At 61.2% G+C, this 24,052-nt stretch carries 29 protein-coding genes and 1 other RNA gene; 22 read left to right on the top strand and 8 right to left on the bottom strand.

Features of this window, described 5'->3' with window-relative positions; all coding sequences use genetic code 11:
- The first annotated feature begins 9 nt into the window (after positions 1–9).
- The 8 genes from hybE (at position 10) to hypE (ending at position 6,982) form a co-directional block, all read left to right on the top strand.
- Entirely contained in the window at positions 10–846 is an 837-nt protein-coding gene (gene hybE, locus WDB86_RS06795; protein ID WP_339109480.1) for a [NiFe]-hydrogenase assembly chaperone HybE, read from the top strand.
- Positions 843–1,727: a hypothetical protein gene (locus WDB86_RS06790; RefSeq protein ID WP_406736958.1), complete on the top strand. Its 885-nt coding sequence runs from the start codon at positions 843–845 to the stop codon at positions 1,725–1,727. The genes hybE and WDB86_RS06790 overlap by 4 nt, the downstream gene beginning before the upstream one ends.
- Positions 1,720–2,061: a hydrogenase maturation nickel metallochaperone HypA gene (gene hypA / locus WDB86_RS06785; protein WP_339109210.1), complete on the top strand. Its 342-nt coding sequence runs from the start codon at positions 1,720–1,722 to the stop codon at positions 2,059–2,061. Before WDB86_RS06790 ends, hypA begins: the two co-directional genes overlap by 8 nt.
- Positions 2,061–2,948: a hydrogenase nickel incorporation protein HypB gene (gene hypB / locus WDB86_RS06780; RefSeq protein ID WP_406720390.1), complete on the top strand. Its 888-nt coding sequence runs from the start codon at positions 2,061–2,063 to the stop codon at positions 2,946–2,948. The genes hypA and hypB overlap by 1 nt, the downstream gene beginning before the upstream one ends.
- Positions 2,903–4,429 carry a sigma-54-dependent transcriptional regulator gene (locus WDB86_RS06775; protein WP_406720391.1) on the top strand — a complete coding sequence of 509 codons (1,527 nt, stop codon included), beginning with the start codon at positions 2,903–2,905 and terminating at the stop codon, positions 4,427–4,429. The genes hypB and WDB86_RS06775 overlap by 46 nt, the downstream gene beginning before the upstream one ends.
- Positions 4,429–4,719, top strand: a complete 291-nt coding sequence (locus WDB86_RS06770) for a HypC/HybG/HupF family hydrogenase formation chaperone (protein ID WP_339109211.1) — start codon at positions 4,429–4,431, stop codon at positions 4,717–4,719. Before WDB86_RS06775 ends, WDB86_RS06770 begins: the two co-directional genes overlap by 1 nt.
- A 7-nt stretch (positions 4,720–4,726) precedes the next feature.
- On the top strand, positions 4,727–5,863 hold the full coding sequence (hypD, locus tag WDB86_RS06765) for a hydrogenase formation protein HypD (protein WP_406737028.1): 1,137 nt from the start codon (positions 4,727–4,729) through the stop codon (positions 5,861–5,863).
- Positions 5,864–5,959: 96 nt separating this feature from the next.
- Positions 5,960–6,982: a hydrogenase expression/formation protein HypE gene (gene hypE / locus WDB86_RS06760; protein ID WP_406736957.1), complete on the top strand. Its 1,023-nt coding sequence runs from the start codon at positions 5,960–5,962 to the stop codon at positions 6,980–6,982.
- A 1-nt stretch (position 6,983) separates the two neighbouring features.
- Here hypE and WDB86_RS06755 read toward each other — a convergent pair whose 3' ends face one another.
- The 3 genes from WDB86_RS06755 to parE are packed head-to-tail and all read right to left on the bottom strand — an operon-like array spanning position 6,984 to position 10,356.
- Positions 6,984–7,835, bottom strand: a complete 852-nt coding sequence (locus WDB86_RS06755; RefSeq protein ID WP_406736956.1) for an aldose 1-epimerase family protein — start codon at positions 7,833–7,835, stop codon at positions 6,984–6,986.
- 19 nt (positions 7,836–7,854) lie between these two features.
- Positions 7,855–8,397 (bottom strand): hypothetical protein, encoded by a 543-nt coding sequence (locus WDB86_RS06750; RefSeq protein ID WP_406736955.1) that lies wholly within the window; start codon positions 8,395–8,397, stop codon positions 7,855–7,857.
- Positions 8,398–10,356, bottom strand: coding sequence for a DNA topoisomerase IV subunit B (parE, locus tag WDB86_RS06745; protein ID WP_339109215.1), 1,959 nt, complete (start codon positions 10,354–10,356; stop codon positions 8,398–8,400). It abuts the gene before it with no gap.
- 286 nt (positions 10,357–10,642) lie between these two features.
- On the opposite strand from parE, the gene WDB86_RS06740 reads away from it, so the two are divergent.
- From WDB86_RS06740 to WDB86_RS06730, 3 genes are all read left to right on the top strand, one after another.
- Positions 10,643–11,239, top strand: coding sequence for a class I SAM-dependent methyltransferase (locus tag WDB86_RS06740; RefSeq protein ID WP_339109216.1), 597 nt, complete (start codon positions 10,643–10,645; stop codon positions 11,237–11,239).
- An 89-nt stretch (positions 11,240–11,328) separates the two neighbouring features.
- A complete protein-coding gene (locus WDB86_RS06735; protein WP_339109217.1) occupies positions 11,329–11,961 on the top strand; it encodes a cytochrome b/b6 domain-containing protein in 633 nt (210 codons plus the stop codon).
- 143 nt (positions 11,962–12,104) lie between these two features.
- The gene (locus WDB86_RS06730; RefSeq protein WP_339109484.1) at positions 12,105–13,457 is read left to right on the top strand and encodes an MATE family efflux transporter; all 1,353 of its coding nucleotides are present in this window, start codon (positions 12,105–12,107) and stop codon (positions 13,455–13,457) included.
- On the opposite strand, the gene WDB86_RS06725 is transcribed toward WDB86_RS06730, so the two are convergent.
- Positions 13,454–13,876 carry a hypothetical protein gene (locus WDB86_RS06725; protein WP_339109218.1) on the bottom strand — a complete coding sequence of 141 codons (423 nt, stop codon included), beginning with the start codon at positions 13,874–13,876 and terminating at the stop codon, positions 13,454–13,456. The genes WDB86_RS06730 and WDB86_RS06725 overlap by 4 nt on opposite strands.
- A 333-nt stretch (positions 13,877–14,209) precedes the next feature.
- Here WDB86_RS06725 and WDB86_RS06720 point away from each other — a divergent pair, with 333 nt between their 5' ends.
- Complete coding sequence (locus WDB86_RS06720; protein ID WP_339109219.1) at positions 14,210–14,536, top strand: VPLPA-CTERM sorting domain-containing protein; 327 nt, start codon at positions 14,210–14,212, stop codon at positions 14,534–14,536.
- Positions 14,537–14,635: 99 nt separating this feature from the next.
- Here WDB86_RS06720 and WDB86_RS06715 read toward each other — a convergent pair whose 3' ends face one another.
- Positions 14,636–15,838: a pyridoxal phosphate-dependent aminotransferase gene (locus tag WDB86_RS06715; RefSeq protein WP_406736954.1), complete on the bottom strand. Its 1,203-nt coding sequence runs from the start codon at positions 15,836–15,838 to the stop codon at positions 14,636–14,638.
- Between the two features lie 81 nt (positions 15,839–15,919).
- Between WDB86_RS06715 and WDB86_RS06710 the strand changes: the two genes are divergently transcribed.
- The 5 genes from WDB86_RS06710 (at position 15,920) to WDB86_RS06690 (ending at position 18,389) form a co-directional block, all read left to right on the top strand.
- Entirely contained in the window at positions 15,920–16,300 is a 381-nt protein-coding gene (locus WDB86_RS06710) for a multiprotein-bridging factor 1 family protein (protein WP_406720397.1), read from the top strand.
- A complete protein-coding gene (locus WDB86_RS06705; RefSeq protein WP_339109222.1) occupies positions 16,297–16,581 on the top strand; it encodes a succinate dehydrogenase assembly factor 2 in 285 nt (94 codons plus the stop codon). Before WDB86_RS06710 ends, WDB86_RS06705 begins: the two co-directional genes overlap by 4 nt.
- Positions 16,582–16,732: 151 nt before the next feature.
- Positions 16,733–17,254 carry a MarR family winged helix-turn-helix transcriptional regulator gene (locus WDB86_RS06700; protein WP_406720398.1) on the top strand — a complete coding sequence of 174 codons (522 nt, stop codon included), beginning with the start codon at positions 16,733–16,735 and terminating at the stop codon, positions 17,252–17,254.
- Between the two features lie 155 nt (positions 17,255–17,409).
- The gene (locus WDB86_RS06695) at positions 17,410–17,793 is read left to right on the top strand and encodes a DUF2237 domain-containing protein (protein ID WP_339109223.1); all 384 of its coding nucleotides are present in this window, start codon (positions 17,410–17,412) and stop codon (positions 17,791–17,793) included.
- A 20-nt stretch (positions 17,794–17,813) separates the two neighbouring features.
- Positions 17,814–18,389, top strand: a complete 576-nt coding sequence (locus WDB86_RS06690; protein WP_406736953.1) for a hypothetical protein — start codon at positions 17,814–17,816, stop codon at positions 18,387–18,389.
- Here WDB86_RS06690 and epmA read toward each other — a convergent pair.
- Positions 18,361–19,416 (bottom strand): EF-P lysine aminoacylase EpmA, encoded by a 1,056-nt coding sequence (epmA, locus tag WDB86_RS06685; protein WP_406737027.1) that lies wholly within the window; start codon positions 19,414–19,416, stop codon positions 18,361–18,363. The two genes, WDB86_RS06690 and epmA, sit on opposite strands and share 29 nt — an antisense overlap.
- Before the next feature lie 137 nt (positions 19,417–19,553).
- Here epmA and efp point away from each other — a divergent pair, with 137 nt between their 5' ends.
- Both efp and WDB86_RS06675 read left to right on the top strand, forming a co-directional pair.
- On the top strand, positions 19,554–20,123 hold the full coding sequence (efp, locus tag WDB86_RS06680) for an elongation factor P (RefSeq protein WP_339109225.1): 570 nt from the start codon (positions 19,554–19,556) through the stop codon (positions 20,121–20,123).
- A gap of 169 nt (positions 20,124–20,292) precedes the next feature.
- The gene (locus WDB86_RS06675) at positions 20,293–20,520 is read left to right on the top strand and encodes a DUF1413 domain-containing protein (protein WP_339109226.1); all 228 of its coding nucleotides are present in this window, start codon (positions 20,293–20,295) and stop codon (positions 20,518–20,520) included.
- Positions 20,521–20,529: 9 nt separating this feature from the next.
- Here the strand turns inward: WDB86_RS06675 and irrA are convergent, their stop codons facing one another.
- The gene (gene irrA / locus WDB86_RS06670) at positions 20,530–20,946 is read right to left on the bottom strand and encodes an iron response transcriptional regulator IrrA (RefSeq protein WP_339109227.1); all 417 of its coding nucleotides are present in this window, start codon (positions 20,944–20,946) and stop codon (positions 20,530–20,532) included.
- Positions 20,947–21,158: 212 nt separating this feature from the next.
- On the opposite strand from irrA, the gene fabA reads away from it, so the two are divergent.
- The 3 genes from fabA to WDB86_RS06655 are packed head-to-tail and all read left to right on the top strand — an operon-like array spanning position 21,159 to position 23,724.
- Positions 21,159–21,668, top strand: coding sequence for a bifunctional 3-hydroxydecanoyl-ACP dehydratase/trans-2-decenoyl-ACP isomerase (gene fabA, locus WDB86_RS06665; protein WP_339109228.1), 510 nt, complete (start codon positions 21,159–21,161; stop codon positions 21,666–21,668).
- Between the two features lie 28 nt (positions 21,669–21,696).
- The gene (gene fabB / locus WDB86_RS06660; RefSeq protein ID WP_339109229.1) at positions 21,697–22,923 is read left to right on the top strand and encodes a beta-ketoacyl-ACP synthase I; all 1,227 of its coding nucleotides are present in this window, start codon (positions 21,697–21,699) and stop codon (positions 22,921–22,923) included.
- Between the two features lie 12 nt (positions 22,924–22,935).
- Positions 22,936–23,724, top strand: coding sequence for an enoyl-ACP reductase (locus tag WDB86_RS06655; RefSeq protein WP_406736952.1), 789 nt, complete (start codon positions 22,936–22,938; stop codon positions 23,722–23,724).
- 57 nt (positions 23,725–23,781) lie between these two features.
- On the opposite strand, the gene ssrS is transcribed toward WDB86_RS06655, so the two are convergent.
- A non-coding RNA gene (gene ssrS, locus WDB86_RS06650) (6S RNA) lies at positions 23,782–23,940 on the bottom strand.
- Positions 23,941–24,052 lie beyond the last annotated feature (112 nt).

Here is a 24,052-nt window from a genome sequence, read left to right as displayed (position 1 = left end):
GTTGCACAAATGACAGGGTTTGAAGGCAGTTATATGGGCGCGCATGACCGGATTTCCGATCAGGCGTTGATGGAATGCAAGATCTGCTGGTCAACCTATGATCCGGCAATCGGCGATGATTTCCGGCAGGTTTTGCCCGGAACGCCGTTCAATGCGCTGCCAGAAGACTGGAAATGTCCGAATTGCGATGCGCCCAAAGCCCAGTTCATGGTCCGCGAGGACCCCGGCGCGCCGCTGATGATCGAGCAGCGCCGGATCGACGAGCATGTTCGAAATCTGACAGCCGATTTTCGCGAGATCTGGAATTCGACCATGCGCGACGTGCCGCTGTCGAATAAGGCGCTTTCGGTCGAGGCCGTGGGGTTCCGCCCCTATGAAGGACGCGCTTTGGGGGTGCTGTTCAGCCCGTGGTTCATGAACCTGATCCTTCTGCCGGGCGCAGGCGAGGATTGGTCCGATCTGGTTCCCGGGGCCAAAGAAATGGTGGAATTTCCGTCCGGCTGCTATGAGTTCATCCATAACAAGCGGGACCTGACGGGGGGCTATAAAGCCTGTTCGCTGTTCTCTCCGATGGAGGAATTCCAGACCCAGATGCAGGCGCGCGAGGTGGCACAGGCCATCATGGCGGAGTTGTTCAAGGAAGAGAACCGCGCGGAGACGGACCGCAAGTCAGAGATCCGCGCGACCCGCGAGGCCGAGCTGGCAGAGAAAGAGGCAGAAGCCGAGACCGGCGGCGCGGAATTCGCGCAGCTCTCCGAAGACGGCGTCGCCGAACTGGCCACACCATCGCGGCGTCAGTTGATCTCGGGGGGGCTTGCATCGGAGCCCGCTAAGGAGACGGAATGAAACAGGTTTTGGGCATAGGTCTGGAGCGACGCGGCGAGATGATTGCCCCGCGTTTGCGTCTGCCTGCGCCCATCTCTGTGGGGGCCATGATGCGGGGGCGCGACCCCGAGGCCGCAGCCCAGATGATGGGGCGGCTGTTCAATCTGTGCGGGGCGGCGCAGTCGCAGGCGGTGCGGCTGTCTTTGGGGCTGTCGGCCGATATGTCAGACACCCGACACGAGATCCTGCGCGACCACCTTGCAAAGCTTTTTCTGTTCTGGCCCAAGGCATTGGGGCACGCGCCGCAAGCCCTGCCCGATGGGTGGGCACAGGGCGGGCCTGCATTGCTGCACCATCTGTGGGGCCGTGGCGAAATTACCGATCTGGCGGCTTGGCTTGTCTCGGGGCAGGGGGTGTCGCCCCTGATGGCGGGGATCGATGCGGCATTTGCCCCGCATGAGGCCGAGGCGCGGGTGGCTGATCTGTTCGACCCGATGCTGAAGATGGCGCAGGAAAATTCGCCCGCCGGTCGTGTGGCGTTCCATCCGCTGATGAAACAGGCAGAAGAGACGCGGGGGCGCGGTCCTTTGTGGCGGGCGCTGGGGCGGCTTGTGGATCTGACGCGGGTCGTGACCCGCCCTGCGGCACCGGTGCTGCGCCCCGATAATACAGCGCTGGTCGAGGCCGCGCGCGGGGTTTATGCGCTGCGCGGACAGCTTTCGGGCGGCGTGGTGAGCGCGGTGGAGCGTGTGACGCCCACCGATCACCTGCTCGCTCCGGGCGGTGCGCTCGAGCTGTCGCTGGCCACATTGCCTTGGCGGAAAGCTGGGCTTGCCGCTTTGGTTGTGGATATTCTGGACCCTTGCGTGGCGGTCGAGATCGAGGGGGTGTCGCATGCATGAGATGTCGATTGCCGAAGGAATCCGCTCCGTGGTGGAAGACGCCGCCCGTGCCAATGGGGTGACACAGATCACCAAGCTACGCCTTGAGATCGGGCGCTTTGCCGGGGTGGAAAAGCACGCACTGGAATTTGCGTTCGACGTGGTTATGCGTGGCAGCCCTGCCGAGGGTGCGGTACTTGAAATCATTGATCTTCCCGGTCGGGCGATGTGCTACGATTGTATGGAAGAGGTGGAGATTATGGATCGTCTGGACCCATGCCCGCGCTGCGGGGGCGGCAAGTTGATGCCGCAGGGGGGCGACGAGATGCGGATTAAAGATATGGAGGTGGCGTGATGTGCACGGTGTGCGGTTGTAGCGGCCATTCGGTCGAGGATGAATTCAAGGCGCATCTGGCAAAGCAGGGCCAGCAACTGGCCAGGGGGCAACTGCCGTTCGATCTGCCGAAAGGGGTGCCCACCAGACCTATGGCGCAGCCGCAAGCTGCGCGTCAGGTGGTCAGCGACGGCCTTGATATCCATTGCGGACATGGTGCCGCGGGCGTTGAGGTGCCGGGCTTCTCGCAGGCGCGCCTGATTGAAATCGAGACGGACATATTGTCCAAAAACAATGATTTTGCCGCGAAAAACCGTGCATATCTGGCGCAGAATGGCATTTTTGCGACAAATCTGGTTTCGTCGCCGGGTTCGGGGAAAACCACGCTTTTGTGTCGCACGATCGAGATGTTGGGTGACCAGCCTCTGGCGGTGATCGAAGGTGACCAGCAGACCACCAATGATGCCGACCGTATCCGCGCCACTGGCGCGCAGGCGATTCAGGTCAATACCGGCAAAGGCTGCCATCTGGATGGTAAGATGGTCGACACCGCGCTGGGGCGGCTTGCGCTTGCCGAAAACGCGCTTCTGTTTATCGAGAATGTCGGCAATCTGGTCTGTCCTGCGGCCTTTGATCTGGGCGAGGATGCCAAAGTGGCCATTCTTTCGGTCACCGAGGGTGAGGACAAGCCTCTGAAATACCCCGATATGTTCACAGCTGCCAAGATCGCGCTTCTGAATAAGGTGGATCTGGCCCCCCATTGTGATGTCGATCTGGATCTTTACGAGGCCAATCTGCGCCGTGTGAATCCCGACCTGATCATTCTGCGCGTTTCGGCCCGCACGGGCGAGGGAATGGCGGCATGGCTGGACTGGCTGAAGGCGGGATTGGCCCGCAAGGCGCGCTGATGGCGCGCGCCCCTTTGCCCTCCATTCTGCTGGTCGATGACGAGCCGCATTCGCTGACGGCGATGAAACTTGCGCTTGAGGACGAGTTCGAGATTTTCACCGCTCCGGATGCGTCGGTCGCGCTGGACGTGCTGGAAAACGAATGGATTCAGGCGATTTTATGTGACCAGCGCATGCCGGGGCGGACGGGGGTGGATTTCCTGACCGAGGTGCGCGAGCGTTGGCCCGAAACCGTGCGGATGATGATCACCGGCTATACCGACAGCAATTCGATGGTGGCGGCGATCAATGATGCGGGCGTGCATCAGTTCATTGCCAAACCGTGGCATCCCGAACAGCTTTTGATGGCGGTGCGCAATGCGGTGAAGCTGTTCCATCTTGCGCGTGACAACGAGCGGATGCAGCTCGAGATGCGCTTTCTGTCCAGCACATCCGAAAGCCGTCTGGAAAAGCGTCGCCGTGCCCTGCGCGAAGGGATGGGCTTTGAAACCATCCTGCGCAGCCCCAATTCCGCGATGAATGATGCGGTGGCGATTGCGCGCCAATATGCCAGTTTCGACATTCCGGTTCTGCTGACGGGCGAGGCGGGCACTGGCAAGGCGCAACTGGCCCGCGCGATGCATTATGGCAGCCTGCGGTCGGAAAAGCCGTTTTATGAATTCAATCTGGCGGGCCTGCCGGAAGATCTGGCCATGGTGGAACTTTTCGGGGCCAAGCGCGGTGTCTTGCCGGGCGGGGTGAACCGCATCGGGCTCATGCAGAAAGCGGATCGCGGCACGCTCTACCTTTCGGGGATCGAGGAAGCCTCGCCTGCGATGCAACTGGCCTTGCTGCGTGTGCTGTCCGAAGGGTCCATCACGCCGGTGGGCGGGCAGGAAACGGTGGGCACCAATCTGCGGCTGATCTGTGGTGCGGGTGTGGATCTGCGTTCGCGTGTGGCCGAGGGCGGGTTCCGCACCGATCTTTACTATGCGCTGTCAGTAGGCGAGATCGGGCTTTTGCCGTTGCGGGCGCGACGTGGCGATGTGGCCATGCTGGCGCAGCATCTTCTGGCCGAGGCGGCCTCGACCCATTCCAAGCCCGTCATGGGCTTTGACGCGGCGGCGCTGGAATTTCTGGAAAACTACGACTGGCCGGGGAATCTGCGCGAACTGACCAACGAGGTCACGCGTATGCTGATCTTTGCGCAGGAAAACGTGCTGGGGGCCGAGCTGATCTCGCGCCATATCCTGCAGGCTGTGCCTTCGGATGAGGGGGCGGATCGCGCGGCGGAAGAAGACGCGCTACAGGCCAGCGGGCAGTTGAAAGACCGGATCGAATTGATGGAGATGCGGATCCTGCGCGAGACGCTGACCCGCCATCGCTGGAACAAAAGCCGTGCGGCCTCCGAGCTGGGCCTGAGCCGTGTGGGTCTGCGGGCCAAGCTCGACCGTTACGGAATAATGGGGCCGTCAGCCCGTATGGATGAGGAGGAAGACTGATGTGTCTGGGCATTCCGGGACAGATCGTCGAGATCACCGATGAGGCGCGTATGATGGCGCTGGCCGAAGTGTCGGGGGTGCGGCGTGCGGTCAATGTGGCCTGTATTGCCGATGGTCCTTTGCAGGGGCTGATCGGGGAATGGGCGCTGATCCATGTGGGCTTCGCTATGGCGAAGATCGATGAGGACGAGGCCGCGCAGACTTTGGCCGCCCTGCATGAGCTGGGCGAGACGCAGGAGGCGCTGGAACAGATGGCAGCCGGTGACGCGGCGCTGGAAGGGCGGGTGTAAGATGGCGCTGAAATTTGCTTCCGAATTCCGCGACCCGAAACTGGCGCGCGCCCTTTTGACGGCGATTGCCGAGAAAGCCGATGCGATAGGTGCCACCCGCGAAAAGCCCGTGCATATCATGGAGATCTGCGGCGGGCATACGCATTCGATCTTTCGCTACGGGCTGGACAAGCTGATCCATGAGGGCATCGAGTTCATTCATGGTCCGGGCTGTCCGGTCTGTGTTCTACCGCGTGCGCGGGTCGATGAATGTATCGAACTGGCCGAGCGCCCCGAGGTGATCTTCACCACCTTCGGCGATGCGATGCGGGTGCCTGGCTCGACGAAGTCGCTCATTCAGGCCAAGGCCGATGGGGCCGATATCCGTATGGTCTATAGCCCCCTTGATGCGCTGGAACTGGCGCGGCGCAATCCCGACCGCGAGGTGGTGTTTTTCGGGCTGGGGTTCGAGACAACCACGCCGTCCACCGCGCTGGCGATCCAGCAGGCGGCGCGTGAGGGGCTTAAAAACTTCACCGTCTTCTGCAACCATATCACCGTGCCCGAACCCATCAAGGCGCTGCTCGATGACCCCTATATGATGCTCGACGGCTTTATCGGGCCGGGCCATGTGTCGATGGTGATCGGCATCCACCCCTATGATTTTATTGCGCAAGACTATGGCAAACCGATCGTGGTGGCAGGCTTTGAACCCACCGATCTTCTGCAATCGGTGCTGATGGTGCTGACCCAGATCGAACAAGGCCAACCGCGCGTAGAAAACCAATATGGTCGCGTGGTGCCCGAAAATGGCAATCCGGTCTCGCTGGCGGCCATCGAGGATGTCTATGAAAAACGCCCCTCGTTTGAATGGCGCGGCTTGGGCGAAATCGACGCCTCGGGCCTGCGTATCCGCGAAACCTATCGCGCCTATGACGCCGAAGAGAAATTCGGCATCGGCTATGCGGTGGGTCGCCGAGAGGTGCCGGAAGTCGAGGGCTGCGCCTGTGGTCAGGTCATGACGGGCCGGATCAAACCGACCCAATGCCCGCAATTCGGCAAGGGCTGTACACCGGAAACAGCCCTTGGCGCGCTGATGGTCAGCTCGGAAGGCGCCTGCGCAGCCTATTGGCAATATGGCGGCGCCCGCACAGCGGCAGAATAACCGAAATCATAGGCGGCATCGGAGGCAAGGCCTCCGGCGGCGCAAGCGGGGCTCGATGCCCCGTTGCGCCGCAGCCCCCCTCAAAGGACAAGACTTATGGCACTAAGAGGCGAACGCGTCACCTTGGCACATGGCGGCGGTGGCCGCGCAATGCGCGACCTGATCGAGGAAATCTTTACCTCCGCCTTCGCCCCCCCCGGCATGGAGGATCAGGCCCGCCTGATGACCGAGACCCTGCGCGAACCGGGCGCGCGCCTTGCCTTCACCACCGATGGCTTCGTCGTCACCCCCTTGGAGTTTCCGGGCGGTGATATCGGCAAGCTCGCCATCTGCGGCACGGTCAATGACCTCGCTGTCGGCGGGGCAAAACCGCTCTGGCTCTCGGCGGGGTTCGTCATCGAGGAAGGCACCGAATTCGCCCTTCTGCGCCGCATCGTGGCCACTATGACGCGCGAGGCCGAGGCCGCGGGCGTGCGCATCGTGACAGGCGATACCAAGGTCGTCGAACGCGGTGCCTGCGATGGCGTCTTCATCACCACCTCCGGCATCGGCGTGATCCCCGCCTCCCGCGATATGGCGGCCTCCCATGTCCGCGCGGGCGATGTGGCTATCGTCAACGGGGTGCTGGGCGATCACGGCGCGACCATCCTCGCGGCCCGCGGCGATCTGGCGCTTTCCTCGGCCATCGAGAGCGATTGCGCAGCCCTCGGTCACCTGATGGAGGCCGCCCTGAATGCCGCGCCAGAGGCCCGTGCTGCCCGCGACCTGACCCGAGGCGGGCTTGCCTCTGCCCTCAATGAAATCGCCGAAGAGGCGGGCTGTGGCATTGTGATCGAGGAAGAATCCCTTCCGCTGCGCGCCGAGGTCGTCGGCATGTGCGAGATCTTGGGCCTCGATCCCCTTTACCTCGCCAATGAGGGGCGTCTGGTGCTCTTTGTGCCGGAAGAACAAGCCGAGGCCGCGCTTGCCGCTATGCAAACCCTGCCCGAAGGCAAAGGTGCCGCGATCATCGGGCGGGCCGTGGCAGACCATGCGGGCCAAGTGCGGATGCGCACCGCATTCGGCGGCACCCGCATCGTCGATATGCTGGTGGGGGAACAACTTCCCCGCATCTGTTAGGTTACTCGCGGATCGTCACGAACCACGCAAAGCGGGCGGTCTCGCCCGCGCCTAGGCTTAGCGTATAGGGGCGGTCCTCGATTTTTGCCCCCGCCCCATGCCAAGCCGCCATCCCGTGCCACGGCTCGATGCACAGGAACGGCGCGCCGGGCGGCTGCCAGAGCGCGAGGTTCGGCAGATTGGCAAAGCGGAAATCGAGGCTCGGGCCGGTTTCACCCTGATACCGGAGCGCCTCGCCCGTGCCTTCGGGGAAGATCGCGGCGTTCTTGGCGAATAGCTCATGGCTGAGCGTCAGGCTGCCCTGATGGAAGGGCGAGGCCTCGGTTTCGCGCGAGATCAACCCATCGACCACGCGGTTCATCGCGGGCTCGGCGCCATTGGCCAGCTCGACTTTATGCGCGCCGGTGGCATTGGGCAGCGGCCAGCGGAAGGCCGGATGGAAGCCGAGCCCGAAGGGCATCGGGGCGGTGTCTTCATTGGTCACGGTGGCGGCGACCTCAAGCGTCGGGCCGGTCACGCGATGGGTCAACTGCAGGCGGAACTTGTAGGGGTAGCTTGCGGTCGCCTCTGATGCGGTCAGCTCATGTGTCACATGGGATTCGTCCTGCGCCACCACCGTAAAGGGCAGGCGGCGGGCGATCCCGTGCTGGGGCATATCGAAGCTCTCGCCACGGATCTCGATCCTATCGTCGGGCGCACGGCCCACGATGGGAAACAGGATCGGCGAGCGCCCCGTCCACCACGCGGCATCGCCGTCCCAGAGGAATTCCTGCCCGCGGAAGACAAGCGACTGCATCTCTGCGCCCATCTCGGAGACGGTCACGGTGAGGTCGGGGGAGGTGATGGTGGTCATGAAGGCACTCTTCTGCGGGTTAGTTGGCTAATAAGCTAGGGTATTTTAAGCTTAGGACTGCGATGGCAGATGGAAGCAAATACTTTACGATAACACTCTCGACAAAATGCCCTTTTGTCTCAGATGAAAGGATAGACTTTTGTTGGGTGCGCAGAATTTGTGTTAACTCGTTGATTTCGTCTATTTTTAGCGAAGCCGGTACGCCCTGGTTTGCTAATTTTTCACGACGTTCGAAATGTCTGATCAGCCAATTTTCGTAATCCTCTTGGCTTTCTAGCATGCTCCATATTTGTTTGTAGCCTCTTTTTTCCCATTCAACAGGAAGCACAAACAGACTCTGAAGCCAGAATACTATTAGGGCTGCTATCGTCGTGAGTTTGCAGAGATGGGCGATTTGAGGAAGCGACAGAGCATTTAGAAGCGCGATATCCTTAAGCGCTAATATAGGGTCTTCCTGTGAAATTGCCGATAGAACAAAAGTGAGAATACTGGCTGTTATCAGGAGCATTCTTGAGCCAGTTAAGACATCCAAGTCGGGTATGTAATTTCGGAGCCCCATCAATCACACATCCAGTTCCTCAACGAATTGGGCGTTCTCGGTGATATACTGGAAGCGTAGCTCGGGTTTCTTGCCCATCAGGCGCTCCACCAGATCGGCCGTCTCTCCGCCCAGATCATCGTCGATGGTGACGCGGATCAGTTTGCGGGTGGCGGGGTCCATCGTGGTTTCTTTCAGGTCCTTGGCATCCATCTCGCCCAAGCCCTTGAAGCGCTGCACGTCGATTTTACCCTTGCCGCCCAATCCCTTGGCTAGCCATTCCTCTTTCTCGGCGTCGGAGGCCACATACATGCGCTTGGCGCCTTGGGTCAGGCGGTAGAGCGGCGGGCAGGCGAGGTAAAGGTGGCCTTGGTCGATCAGCGGGCGCATCTGGGTGAAGAAGAAGGTCATCAGAAGCGACGCGATATGCGCACCGTCAACATCGGCATCGGTCATGATGATGATCTTGTCATAGCGCAGGTCCTCGACGTTGAACTTGGTGCCAAGGCCCACACCCAACGCCTCGCAGATATCGCTGATCTCGGCATTGGTGCCCAGTTTCGAAGAGGCCGCGCCGAGGACGTTCAGGATTTTACCCTTCAGCGGCAGCAGAGCCTGCGTTTCGCGTTTGCGCGCGCCTTTGGCCGAGCCACCTGCCGAGTCGCCCTCGACGATGAACAGCTCGGTATTGGCGCGGTTTTTCGCGGTGCAATCGGTCAGCTTGCCCGGGAGGCGCAGCTTTTTGGTGGCCGATTTACGGGCGGTTTCCTTTTCCTGACGGCGGCGCAGACGCTCTTCGGCGCGCAGCACAAGGAAATCAAGGATCGCGCCGGCGGATTTCGTATCCGAGGCCAGCCAGTTGTCGAAATGGTCGCGGACGGCGCCCTCGACCAGACGATGCGCCTCGACGGTGGCCAGACGGTCCTTGGTCTGGCCGACGAATTCCGGCTCGCGGATAAAGCAGGACACCAGCGCGCAGCCGCCCGTGATCAGGTCGTCGCGGGTGATGTTCGACGCTTTCTTGTTGTTGATCAGCTCGCCATAGGCGCGGATGCCCTTGAGGATCGCTGACCAGAAGCCCGCTTCATGGGTGCCGCCCTCGGGGGTGGGAACGGTGTTACAATAGGACTGGATGTAGCCATCACGCGAGGGGGTCCAGTTGATCGCCCATTCGACCGAACCGGGGACGTTGAATTTCTCGCGGAACTCGACCTTGCCCGAGAAGGGGCGGTCGGCATAGGTCATCGCCTTGCCCAGCGTTTCCATCAGGTAGTCGGCCAGACCGCCGGGGAAGTGGAAGGTGGCCTCGGTGGGCGTCTCGCCATCGTCAATCGCGGATTTCCAGCGGATTTCAACGCCCGAGAACAGATAGGCCTTCGAGCGCACCATCTTGATCAGCCGCGCCGGTTTGAAGCGGTGATGGCCGAAGATCTGCTCGTCGGCATGGAAGGTGACCATAGTGCCGCGACGGTTGGGGGCGGCACCGATTTCCGCCACCGGCCCCTGCGGGATGCCGCGCGAGAAGCGCTGTTCGTAGAGCTTCTTGTTCTTGGCAACCTGCACCACCATCAGATCCGACAGCGCATTCACCACCGACGCGCCCACCCCGTGAAGGCCGCCCGAGGTTGCATAGGCATCGCCCGAGAATTTGCCGCCCGCATGCAGCGTGCACAGGATCACCTCCAGCGCCGATTTGCCCGGAAATTTCGGGTGCGGGTCGATCGGGATGCCGCGGCCATTGTCGCGCACGGTGATCGAGTAATCCGCGTTCAGCTCGACCTCGATGCGGCTGGCATGGCCTGCCACGGCTTCGTCCATCGAGTTGTCGAGGATCTCGGCCAGCATATGGTGCAGCGCGCGCTCATCGGTGCCGCCGATATACATGCCGGGGCGTTTGCGAACAGGTTCCAGCCCTTCCAGCACCTCGATAGAGGAGGCGTCATATTCGGACTCGGACTGGGTGGAGAGAAGATCGTCGGACATCTGCTCGCTTTCTTTGGTGGGGTTGGCCTTGAGCCATACATCATTTGGGGCAAAATCGGCAAGCGCCCTGCCGAAACCGTCCACAGGAAGTTTCACGTCCGGTTGGCCGGATCGGGGCCGCCGGTTTGCCGCCTGCCTGTTTTGCGGGCGTCATGGGTGGAAAACGGCCCATTGGCAGGCTGGTTTGTGCCTGAGGGGTTTTCCCTTTGAGGGCAAGAGACTACGTCATCTTGTTACATAGGGTGCGAATGCCATTTTGAGTCAAAAGATATAAAGGAGGAGGAGAATGTGGGATCAACGCTATGCCCATTCGGACTATGTTTTCGGAACCGCTCCGGCAGAGTTCGTGCGCCGTCAGGCAGGGCGGCTGACACCGGGTATGCGCGTGCTGTCGCTGGCCGAGGGCGAAGGGCGCAATGCCGTGTTTCTGGCCGAGCAGGGCCTGGAGGTGACGGGGGTCGAGCTTTCGGCTCCGGCGCGTGAGAAAGCCCAGCGGCTGGCGGCGTCGCGGGGGGTGACGATCACCATGCTATCGCAGGATCTGCGCGGCTGGGATTGGCCCGTGGCCGAATATGACGCGCTTTTGGCCTGTTTCATCCAGTTTGCCGATCCGGCCTTCCGCGAGGATATTTTCGACGGCATGCGGCGTGCGGTCGCGCCGGGAGGGGTGGTGATGATCCACGGCTTTGCCCGTCGTCAGCCGCGCTATGGCACAGGCGGGCCGAGCAATGTGGAACAGCTCTATGATCTGGATCTGCTGCGCGAGGCGTTTCCGCGCTGGAAAATCCTGCATCAGGCCGATTACGATGCCGATCTGAGCGAGGGAGAGGGGCATTCGGGCCGTGCCGCGCTGATCGATTTCGTGATGCAGCGTCCATCCTGACCGCTGCCCCGTCCTGACCGATTTACTGCATGACATCAGAGCGACCTTGCGCGACACTCGGCGGGCAGGGTTTTGAAAAAGGATTTGTCATGACGCATCGATTTCAATCGGATCCCTCCGACACCGACAGCCGCTTCGAGACAGTGCCGGTCTGGGATCCTTTCGTGCGCGCGTTCCATTGGGCGCTGGTGGTGCTGGTCTGTGGTGCATGGGGGCTTGGAAAATGGGGGCCCGTTGACATGAGCCTGCATTTCTGGCTGGGCTACGGCATCGGCGCGCTGGTCGTGGCCCGCGTCTTCTGGGGGTTTTTCGGCCCGCAAACGGCGCGGTTTGCCAGCTTTGTAAAAGGGCCCGGCGCGATTGCGCGCTATGGTCGCACGCTGGTGTCGCGCAAGCCGTCCTACACGCGCGGGCATAATCCTGTGGGCGCGTTATCGGTTGTGCTGATCTTGGGGCTCTTGGCGGCGCAGGTCGGCACGGGTCTGGTGTCCGATCCGGATGATTATATCAATGTCGGCCCCTTTGCGGATTGGGTGGGGTACGAGAACGCCGTGCGGGCGGTTGATCTGCACGAGACCCTCGCCAATCTGCTGCTGGCGCTGGTCATCATACATGTGCTGGCGATTTTCTGGTATCGCTTCTGGAAGCGCGAGAACCTTGTGACGCCGATGATTACAGGCCGCGCCCGCCTTCCCCGGCGCGCCCCGATGACGCAAAAGTAACGCCGCGCGCAATCCTAGCGATGCTTACTAAGGCTTGACGGGTTCATGGGGGCGTGGCACGGGCTGATTATTGACCACTCGATCAGGAATGCGAAATGGCCAGCCCCGTGATGACCCAGACCGACAAACCCCTCGACACCTCGATGGGGGCGTTTGGCCATATGCGCGCCATTCTTACGCTGGGCTTGCCGCTGGTAGGGTCGAACCTTGCGGCAGCAGGGCTTGGTGTGACCGATACGATCATGATGGGCTGGTACGGGGTGCCGGAACTGGCCGCTGTGGTTCTGGGCACGAATTACCTGTTCTTCTTCTTTCTCTTCGGCACGGGCTTTGCCAATGCGATCATCGGGCGCGTCTCGATGGCGCTGGGGGCCAATGACGAAACGCAGGCACGGCGCGATACCCGTATGGCGCTGTGGCTGTCGGTGCTGACGGGGCTGGTCTCGATTCCCTGTATGTGGCATTCCGCTGCGGTGCTACAGGCATTGGGGCAGGCCCCCGAAACCGCGAGGCTGGCACAGGACTATCTGCGCATCGCGGGGCTTGGCATCGTGCCCATGCTGGTGGTGGCGGTGCTGCGCAGCTATCTTTCGGCGTTCGAGCGGACACAGATCGTGCTTTGGGTCACGCTTTCTGCGGTGGGGCTGAATATCGTCTGCAACTGGCTTCTGATCTTTGGCGAGATGGGCTTTCCCGAAATGGGCGTGCGCGGCGCGGCGCTTTCCTCGGTGCTGGTGCAGACGGTGTCGATGCTGGTGCTGATGGTCTATGCCCATCGTGCGCGCGGGCTGTCGCATGTGGCGCTGTGGCAGCGGTTCTGGCGCCCTGACTGGTCTGCGTTCGGGGCCGTGGCGCGGATGGGGATTCCGATCGGGCTGACCATTCTGGCCGAGGCGTCCATGTTCCAGATGGCCGCGCTGATGATGGGATGGCTTGGCACAATCGAGCTGGCGGCCAATGGCATTGTCATGGAAACCAGTGTTCTGGCCTTCATGCTGCATATGGGGCTGGCCAATGCCGCGACCGTGCGGGCAGGGCGCGCCTATGGGGCCGGTGCCCCCGAACATCTGCGGCGCGGGGCCATCACGGTGATCTGCATGTCACTGGTCATCGTGGCGGTCACGGTGACCGCATTTCTGGGCATTCCGGAAAAGATTGTCAGCCTGTTCCTGAAGCCGGGCGGGGATTCCGCGCAGATCCTGCTGCTGGCAAGCGGCCTGCTGGCGCTGGCGGGCCTGTTCCAGCTGTTCGATGCCATGCAGGTGCTGGCAATGGGGTTGCTGCGCGGCCTGCAGGATACGCGCGTGCCGATGTGGATCGCGCTGGCCAGCTATTGGCTGGTCGGGATTCCCACGGGCTATGTGCTGGCCTTCCATGTAGGGCTGCAATCGCACGGGGTCTGGCTGGGGCTGGCCGCAGGGCTTGCGACGGCCTCGTCGCTGCTGATGTATCGCTTCTGGGTCGTGCGCGGCGGCGGGCGGCGCCCTATGGCCTAATCGTCGCGGGTCTCGGCCTGCTGTCCCATCAGCCGCTCGGCCTTCTTGCGCACAAGAACGCTGCGCAGATCATGCATGGCCAGCAACAGCGCGTCTGTGACATGCTCGAGCTGTGCATCGGTGGCTTTTGACTGCACCCATTGCGTGGTCAGGTTCAGGTAATCGACGGCGCGGTGGATGTCGTCGATGTCGCGCTGCGCCAGCAGGGCACTGCGATCGGCCATCCATTGGGTGATCTGGCGCATATCCGCATCGGTCAGCTCGCGCCCGCCCTGCGGTTTGATGTCTCCATTGCGGATATTGACCACGGCGATCTGATCCATCTCGATCCGGCGCTGGCGGTTCTGGGTGTCTACCCGAAATACGGCCGCGCCATTCTCGCGGATTCGGAAGTAATATTCGGGCAGATCGAGGCTCATGGGGCAGCTTCCAGACTGTTGATGCACCATCCTTAACGACAACTGCGGTGGGGGATCAACTGACCGCTTGCGCGAGGGGTCAATAAAATATGGCTCTTCCGGCTTGATAACGGCATGTTATGCGATCTTCCGCCGATTGAAGAAAATCCTCATTGCAATTCTCGGGTGGAGAAACATGTTTACCTTACGTGACTCGACCTGTGGTGGGTGGGGCACACTTTTGACAGCCTATAAGGATGTTTTTTTATGATTAAGAAAATCGCAACTGTTGCGACGATTTGCGTGTGGGGAAGCTCGGTATTCGCATCGACATACCAAGCGGACTCTAAGTCCATGGATAGCAAGGATTATGGCTATTCCAGCGACTTCAAATCCGAGGGGCATGGGGATTGGTTCGGGTCTGACAAGGACTGGAAAGACCAAGACGACCATAAGTGGGGGGATACCCCTGATTATGCCGAGGCGACCAAACCGCATTGTGGCTGCTCGGCCGATTTCGGTCATGACGGGCAGGGTGGTCATGGTGGCCACGGCGGTCACGGTGGTGGCGATGAGCAGGTCAGCCCCGTGCCGCTTCCGGCGGGTGGCATTTTGCTGCTTGGCGCGCTGGGTGGCTTTGCAGCGCTGCGTCGTCGTAAATCGGGCGTGAAAGCGGCCTGAGTTAAACGGGAAAAGCCGCTCGACCGAGCGGCTTTTCTTTTTGTTCCAGACGTCTCGTAATCGGCTGGCCGCAGGGTGGCGCGACCTTCGCGATGTGGCTTACCTGAGGCCTTCGCAGAAGCGTTTGATCCGGTTGCAAGCCTCCGTCAGCACGGTGTCCGAGGTGGCGTAGCTGATGCGGAAGTTGGGGCTGAGGCCGAAGGCTGCGCCGAACACCGTGGCCACGCCGGTTTCTTCCAGAAGCGCCGTGCAGAAGGTCTCGTCATCGGTGATCTTGGTGCCTTGGGCCGAAGTTTTGCCGATGCAGTCCTTGATGGACGGGTAGACATAGAAGGCCCCTTCGGGCGTGGGGCAGGTGATGCCGGGGCAGGCGTTGAGCCCCGCAACCACCAGATCGCGGCGGCGGTGGAAGGCCTCGCGGCTGTCACGGATATAATCCTGCGGCCCGTTCAGCGCCTCGACAGCGGCCCATTGGCTGATGGTGCAGGGGTTCGAGGTGGATTGCGACTGCATCTTACGCATCGCGGTGATCAGCTCCACCGGACCACCGGCATAACCGATCCGCCAGCCGGTCATCGCATAGGCTTTGGACACGCCGTTCACCGTCAGCGTGCGGTCATAAAGCGCGGGTTCCACCTCGGCGGGGGTGCAGAATTCGAAGCCGTCAAAGACGAGGTGTTCGTACATGTCGTCGGTCATCACCCAGACATGGGGGTGGCGCATCAGCACATCGGTCAGCGCCTTGAGTTCTGCCCGCGTATAGCCCGCCCCCGAGGGGTTGGAGGGCGAGTTGAAGAGGAACCATTTGGTTTGCGGCGTGATCGCGGCCTCCAAAGCCTCGGGCGTGATCTTGTAGCCCATCTCGGGATTGCCCTGCACGAAGACCGGCGTGCCGCCCCCGATCAGCACCATATCGGGGTAGCTGACCCAATAGGGCGTGGGGATGATCACCTCGTCACCCGGGTTCAGGGTGGCCATGAAAGCGTTGAACAGCACCTGCTTGCCGCCCGAGGACACGCTGATCTGCGCTTGCGTATAGCTCAGCCCGTTCTCGCGGGCGAATTTATCGCAGATCGCCTGTTTCAGCTCGGCGATCCCGTCAACGGTGGTATATTTGGTGCGGCCCTCAGTAATGGCGCGGGCGCCCGCCTCCTTGATGTTCTGCGGCGTGTCGAAATCGGGCTCGCCCGCCGAAAGGCTGATGATGTCGCGCCCTGCGGCCTTCAGCTCTGCCGCCTTGCCAGTCATGGCCACGGTGGGCGAGGGTTTCACACGGGCGAGGCTGTCGGAGAGAAAGGCCATGAGGGGCTCCGTTCGGATGGGTTTGTAACTTGCGTGGTCATGTCTTACGCTCGGGTCAAATGGCGATCAAGAGGAGGCCCCATGGCGGATGACTGGTATGGCGGGGATGCCGCGACCTTTGGCGACAGGCTGGAGGGGGCGCGCGAGGCCGCAGGGCTGAGCCAGACCGAACTGGCCGCAAAGCTGGGCGTGCGGCTGGAGACGCTGCAGTCATGGGAAGAGGATATGGCCGACCCGCGTGCCAACAAGTTGCAGATGGTGGCGGGTATGTTGAATGTTTCGCTGATGTGGCTGCTCAATGGCGAGGGCGCCGGACTTGACGGGCCGCCGCAAGGGGTAGATGAGGCAGAACGAGAGCGGGAGATCTTGCGCGAGATACGCGAGGCCCGTGCGGTGATCAAAGACCTCGATGCGCGGCTGGAACGGCTGGAGCGCAGGGTCAAAGCGGGAGAGAGCCAATGACCGGACAGGTTCAGGAAACGCCGGAAGCACGGTTGAAGCGGATGGTGATGCGCAGCTGGCGGCGCGGGATGAAAGAGATGGACATGGTGCTTGGCCCCTTTGCCGATAGCGAGCTGGCAAAGATGGATCCGGCCACCTTGGACCTCTATGACGCGCTGCTGGAAGAATATGATCAGGATCTCTATCTGTGGGTGTCGGGGGCGAAACCCTGCCCGCCGGAGTATCTTCAACTGCTGCAAGTGATTGCGGCCTTTGCGAAAAAACGTCATTCGGTTGCATGATTCAATTATGGCGGAAGGGGCAAATTGCCTTGCTTCCGCCATGTTGTCTGAAAATTATTGTCAGATTTGCGATAGATTTAATTCGCTTAACCGAAATTTTGGCATTTTCCCGCATGGTGTCTTTCGGGGCATAGATGATGCGGAGAATGAGATGAGTATAGAACCCCCTATGGGCCAGATGGGCGGCGTGGTCGCGGACCGCGCCATGCAGCAGGGGCTCATGACCGGGTATCTGGACACGCTGGCCCTTGTGGAACGGCTGCACAGATTGCTGCTGGATGTGATCAAGGACGAATTCGAACGTCTGGCGATCATCGAGATCAATCCGGTTCAGGCCCTTTTGCTGTTCAATGTCGGCGATAACGAGGTCACGGCAGGCGAATTGAAGAGCCGTGGCTATTATCAGGGCTCGAACGTCAGCTATAACCTGAAAAAACTGGTGGAAAACGGCTATATGCACCACCAGCGCTGTGATGTGGACCGCCGCTCGGTGCGGGTCAAGCTGACGGATAAGGGGCGCAAGCTGCATGATGCGGTGCGCGAACTGTTCGAGCGCCATGCTGACGGGATGGGCACGCGTGGCGTGATCGATTTCGAACAGATGGACGAAATGAACCGGACCCTCAAACGTATGGAACGTTACTGGATGGACCAGATCCGGTATATCTACTGAGTTTCAGAAAAAGGGCAGCGTGGGGCGCTGCCCTTTTTGGGGAAAGGCCCCGCCGCCTGTCCGCCTAAGGGCACGCCTGTCTTGACGGATATCCCGTTCGGGGGCAGGCTTCGGTTGCCGGATTATCGTGATCCGGATGCCATGCGGGGGATAGGATGGATAAGGATCTGCCGGTCAATGTCTTGGGTGGCCCGTTGGAGCCTTGTTCGCTGGTGCCTCTGACCGGGTTCTTTCGCGATGGCCATTGTAATACCTGCGCCGAGGATCATGGCGCCCATACGGTTTGCGCGATCATGACCAAAGAGTTTCTCGCGTGGTCGGCCTATATCGGCAATGACCTCTCGACCCCGCGTCCCGAATACGGATTCGAGGGCCTCAAACCCGGAGATCGCTGGTGCCTGTGCGCGGGGCGGTTTCTGGAAGCGCATGACGAGGGCTGCGCGCCCGAGATCGTGCTGGAGGCGACCCATCAGCGCACGCTTGATGTGGTCCCGATCGAGGTCCTACGGCTGCATCGGCATTTGTCGCCTTTTCAATAGGGGGTTCGACCCTGTTTCTGATGAAGTTCTTCTTTCTATCCGCATCCTTCTGCCTTGCCGCTTCAGCCGCCCTGTCCCAGCCCATCGTCGAGGGGCCGGTCGTTGAGGAGTATCACTTTGACGCGGATGGCGATGGCACAGAGGATCTGATCACCGAGCTTACCACGCGCGATCTTGATCGGGTGCTTGTTATCTCGAAGGATACAGCCGAGCCGCCAGTTGTGATTGGCCCTCTTTGGGCGAACCTCACTATGTTAGACTTGGTTACCTCAACAAAGCCGGGCCGTTTTACCATTGCGATGGGCTGCGATACCTGCGGGCGCAACGGGAGCAGTTTGCAATGGCATGTGGCCTTCCGCGAGGGGCGGTATATCGTGGCGGGGGTGACTATCGTGCAATCGGACAGATTAAGCGCTGAATCGGTGCTCTGCGATGTCAATCTTCTGACGGGCCAAGCCGATGTGTCCCGCGACCCGGATATGCCGGAAACGCGCATCACCACGGATGAGCGCGCCCCCGATCTGCTGGGGCTGCCCAGCGACTACAGCCCCAAGGTCTGCGATGATCTTATCGCGGGCTTCTGGGCCGTGCGATAGGGCTCCAGAGGATGTCGTCGATGCGCGGCGCGCCCGTGGCCAGCATCACCAGACGGTCAAAGCCAAGCGCGATGCCGGAGGCCTCCGGCATCAGTTCCAGCGCGGCAAGGAAATCTTCGTCCAGCGGGTAGCGCTCGCCATAAATGCGCTCTTTCTCGTCCATCTCGGCCTCGAAACGGCGGCGTTGCTCGGCGGGGTCGGTGAGCTCTCCGAAGGCATTGGCCAGCTCCACCCCGCAGGCGTAAAGTTCGAAGCGTTCCGCCTCGCGCGGGTCATCGGCGCAGGGGCGGGCGAGGGCGGCCTCGGCGGTCGGATAGCGGTCGAGCACGGTGATCCGCCCGTGGCCCAGATGTGGCTCGACCCGATCCACCAGCACCTTTGACAGGATATCGGCCCAGCCGTCATCTTCGGAAATGGCGAAACCCACCCGCGCGCATTCGGCGGCCAATGCAGCGCGGTCGGTCGAGCCATCGGCGCGGCAGCTGGCTAGCAGGTCGATGCCCGCATAGCGCTGGAAGGCCTCGGCCACCGAGATCCGTTCGACCGGCGCGAAAGGGTCGCAGGTGGCGCCACGATATTGCAGGTGATTCGCTCCGCAGGCGCGTGCGGCAATGGCCAGCATCGCATGGGCATCCTCGATCAGCCGGTCATAGGGGGTATCGGCGCGATACCATTCCAGCATGGTGAATTCGGCACTATGGCGGTTGCCGTTTTCGCGGTTGCGCCAGACATGGGCGAAGGCGAAGATCCGGGGCTCGCCCGCCGCAAGGATCTTTTTCATCGTGAATTCGGGCGAGGTGTGCAGATACATCCGATGCGCCACCCCGTCATGGCCGATGAGATCGGTGGCGAAAGCATGCAGATGCGCCTCATTGCCGGGGCTGGTTTGCAGGCAGGCGGGGTCGGTTTCGAGAAAGTCCTGATCGGCAAACCACTGCCGGAGCGCGGCCTGAACTTTGTTGCGTGCCAGCAAAAGGGGGCGGCGGTCGGCGTGGCGATGGGGGTGCCACCAGGGTGTTTCGGTCATCTCTTGCGCTTTCGAACAGGCTTTGAACTGGAAATCCGTCTTCAGATGGTTTAGGCGACGGGGCATCCGGGCGCCAGTCTTCACGCCGTGCCTGAGCCTCATTTGCCCAAGCGGGCATCTCGTTCAAAGGAAATGCAATGGTTAAAGTCATCGCCTCGCAGCTGCGCAAGGGCAATGTTGTCGAAATCGACAGCCACCTCTATGTCGTTCTGACGGCAGAAAGCTTCCACCCCGGCAAGGGCACTCCGGTGACCCAGGTCAATATGCGCCGCATCTCGGATGGCACCAAGGTCTCCGAACGCTGGAAAACCACCGAAGGTGTGGAGCGCGCGCATGTCGAAGAGCGTGAATTCGACTTCCTCTATGAAGATGGCGAAGGCTATCACTTCATGGAACCCACCACCTACGAGCAGGTTGCCGTGTCCGAGGACGTGATCGGCGATGCGAAAGTGTTCCTGCGCGACGGGATCCGCTGCTGGCTGAAAACCTATAATGATGGCGTGATCGCGATCGAACTGCCGCAGAAGGTCACCGTGGAAGTCGAAGAGACCGAGCCGGTTGTCAAAGGCCAGACGGCGTCCTCGTCCTATAAGCCCTCGACCTGCACCGGTGGTATCCGTGTGATGGTGCCGCCGCATATCGGCGTGGGCACCCGCATCGTGATCAACACCGAGGATCTGGCCTATCAGGAACGCGCCAAGGACTGAGGGTCCGGCGTTTCGGGTCCGAAAGGGCCACGGCTTCTTTGCAAAGGCGCTCTTCAGGGGGCGCCTTTCTTCATGCGGGCGTCATGGCAAAATGCGCCAGATCAAAGAGGCGGAACTGTAACGGATTTATGTCGTTGTCGAAGGGGATCTCACAGGGAGATGTTGCGCCATGACACTGACGGACACGTTGCATCATTTTACCAACCGGTTGACCGGCCATCCGCAGGGGCCGTTCCATCTGCATGACATCTACGGACCGCAATGGGCGGCGTTTTCTGTCGAGGACAAGCTGAGGCTGGGGCGCGATTTTCTGATCCATGTCCGGCAGGGGGCCATTCCGCAGGTCCATGACAGCGGGCAGAGCGATCTGCAGGGGCGGGTCTTCGTGAAAGGCTGAAGGGCGTGGCTACAGCTTGCGCAGCCGCACCACCACATCGACCGAGGCAATCTCGTATCCCTCTGGCGGGGTCGGGAGCTTGGTGATCTGCATGTCTTCTTTGGGCGCATCGGAAATGCGGGCCTCGTCCTCCCAGAAGAAATGCGGATGGTCATCCATGCGGGTGTCGAAATAGCTGCGCGTGCCATCTACCGTGACCTCATGCATGAGGCCCGCATCGCAGAACGCGCGCAGGGTATTGTAGACGGTGGCAAGCGAGACACGCTCGCCGGCATCCAGTGCCGAGGTATGCAGCAGCTCGGCGGTCACATGACGGTCCTCGCCATCGCCCACAAGCAAGGACGCCAGCGAGAGGCGCTGGCGGGTGGGGCGCAATCCCCCTTTGGCAAGCCATTGCTGGCCACGGTCGCGTGCGTTGGGTGCCATTTAATCCGTTTCTCCTTACCCCAATATGCGCTTGGGGCGGGAAAGTTTCAATCTGGCTGCGTGCAAACTTCATAAAAATGTCGCATATGTCGCGCGGAATTGGCACCCCCAGTTGCATTTGACGCAGGTCGCAAAGCGTCAGCAGCCTTGCGTCTTTGCCTAGACGGGTGTTAGAGGGAACGAAACTGGACCCAAGGGGGGAAGAATATTCCATGGCAGGCTTTCCGACGAGCTTCGACCGGGACGAACTACTGAAATGCGCACGCGGCGAGCTGTTTGGCCCCGGCAATGCGCAATTGCCCGCACCGCCCATGCTGATGATGGACCGTATCACCGAGATTTCCGGTGATGGCGGCGAATTCGGCAAGGGTCATGTTGTGGCCGAGTTCGACATCAAGCCGGATCTTTGGTTCTTTGATTGCCACTTCCCCGGCAACCCGATCATGCCGGGTTGTCTGGGCCTTGACGGTCTGTGGCAGCTTACCGGCTTCAACCTTGGCTGGCGCGGCTGGCAAGGGCGCGGCTATGCGCTGGGTGTGGGCGAGGTCAAGCTGACCGGCATGGTGCGCCCCGAACGCAAGATGCTGACCTACAAGGTCGATTTCACCAAAGCCGTGCAAACACGCCGCCTGACCATGGGCGTGGCCAACGGGATCGTCGAAGCCGATGGCGAGGTGATCTATGTGGTCAAGGATATGAAGGTCGCTCTCTCCGAGAGCTGATCCGAGACAGATTACGAGGAGGCCAGCTATGCGCCGTGTCGTTATTACCGGTCTGGGCATCGTCAGCCCGATCGGCAACTCCGCCGAAGAAGTCACCGCCAGCCTGCGCGCGGGCAAATCGGGGATCACCTTCCAGCAAGACTATGCCGACCGTGGCTTCCGTAGCCAGGTCGCCGGTGTGCCGGAGGTCGATTTCGAGGCGCTGATCGACAAGCGCCAACTGCGCTTCATGGGGCCGACCGCGGCTTATGCCTATATCGCCATGCAGCAGGCGATCGCGGATTCGGGCCTGTCGGACGATCAGGTCTCGAACGAGCGCACGGGGCTTGTGGCAGGCTCGGGTGGTCCGTCGACCTCGAGCGTGTTCCAGGCGCATAGCATCACCGTTGAAAAGGGCAGCCCCAAGCGGATGGGCCCCTTCATGGTGACCAAAGCCATGTCCTCGACCGTCTCGGCCTGTCTCGCGACGCCCTTCAAGATCAAGGGTGTGAACTACTCGATCACCTCGGCCTGCTCGACCTCGGCACATTGCATCGGCAACGCGGCCGAGCTGATCCAGATGGGCAAGCAGGATGTCGTCTTTGCGGGCGGTGGCGAGGAAGTCGACTGGACGCTGTCGTGCCTGTTTGACGCGATGGGCGCGATGTCGTCGAAATATAACGATGCGCCGGAAACGGCTGCGCGTGCCTTTGATGCGACCCGCGACGGGTTTGTCATCGGTGGCGGCGGCGGTATTCTGGTTCTCGAAGAGCTGGAACATGCCAAGGCCCGTGGTGCCAAGATCTATGCCGAAGTCACCGGCTATGGCGCGACCTCGGATGGGTATGACATGGTGGCGCCCTCGGGTGAGGGCGGCGAGCGCGCGATGCGTCTGGCCACCGCAACCCTGCCGGAAGGCCGTAAGGTTACCTATATCAACGCGCATGGCACCTCGACCCCCGTGGGCGATGTGCGCGAGGTCGAAGCCGTCCGCCGCGTGCTGGGCGAAGACCATGCGCCGATCTCCTCGACCAAGTCGATGACCGGCCACGCGCTGGGGGCTGCGGGCGTCAACGAGGCGATCTATTCGCTGCTGATGCTGCAGGGCGGCTTCATTGCGCCCTCGATCAACGTGACCGAGCTTGATCCGGCGCTGCGTCCCGAAGAGATCGCGACCCGGCTGATCGACAATGTCGAGCATGATTCCGTCCTGTCCAACAGCTTCGGCTTTGGCGGCACCAACGCATCGCTCGTCATGAGCAAGTACCAAGAGTAAGGGGTCGCCTGAATGGCCGAGTTGATGAAGGGCAAGCGCGGGCTTGTCATGGGGGTGGCCAATGACCGCTCCATCGCATGGGGGATCGCCAAGGCGCTGGCCGAGGAAGGCGCGGAACTGGCGTTTTCCTATCAGGGCGAGGCCTTCGGCAAGCGCGTGCAGCCGCTGGCAGAGTCGCTGGGCTCGTCCTTCCTTGTGGATGTGGATGTGACCGATGATGCCTCGATGGATGCGGCCTTTGCCCGTCTGAAAGACGAGTGGTGCAGCCTCGATTTCATCGTTCATGCGATTGCCTATTCCGACAAGAACGAGCTGGCGGGCCGTTTCATCAATACTACCCGCGAGAACTTCAAGAACTCGCTGTCGATCAGCTGCTTCAGCCTGATCGATATCGGTCGCCGTGCCGAAGAGCTGATGCCGAATGGCGGCTCGATTATCACGCTGACCTATGCCGGTTCCAACCGCGTGACGCCCTTCTATAACGTGATGGGCGTGGCCAAGGCGGCACTCGAATCCTCGGTGCGCTATCTGGCCAACGACCTTGGTCCGCAGGGCATCCGCGTGAACGCGATCTCGCCCGGTCCGATGAAGACGCTGGCGGGGGCGGCCATTGGTGGCGCGCGCAAGACCTTCCGCCACACGGAGGCCAATAGCCCGCTGCGGTCGAACGCGACGCTGGAATCGATTGGCGGCACGGCTGTCTGGCTGTCGTCGGATTATGGTGCCTGCACCACTGGCGAGACGATTATGGTCGATTGCGGCTATCACGTCTTGGGCATGCCCCAGACCGAGAACCTGTGATCGGGTTTACAGAATTGAAAAGGCCCCGAGGAAACTCGGGGCCTTTTTCATGAGGTGGCGGAAACCGCAGCAACCGTTGGGAGGTTGAATTTCCCGAGGACCTGAAAAATCAGGTGGGCGCCAGGTAACAAGGCCAAGACCCTGACAGAGCCAGCTCCCTCGGAATCGGTATAGGCCACTGGAAAGACGTTCCCGTTACGAGAAGAGCAGTAACCGCCGAATCCACAGATAGGAAAGCGTGCAGCTCTGCGCAAGCCCCTTGATGACATGCGGGGGTAACTTGTGAGGGGAAGGGGGCTGGACTTATGTTCTGCCTTCGTTCATTTTC

The sequence above is a fragment of the Thioclava sp. GXIMD4215 genome, from assembly GCF_045291555.1.
Lineage (GTDB): Bacteria > Pseudomonadota > Alphaproteobacteria > Rhodobacterales > Rhodobacteraceae > Thioclava > Thioclava litoralis.
Note: the sequence above shows the minus strand (reverse complement) of the source record. Positions and strands in the feature narration are given on the sequence as shown.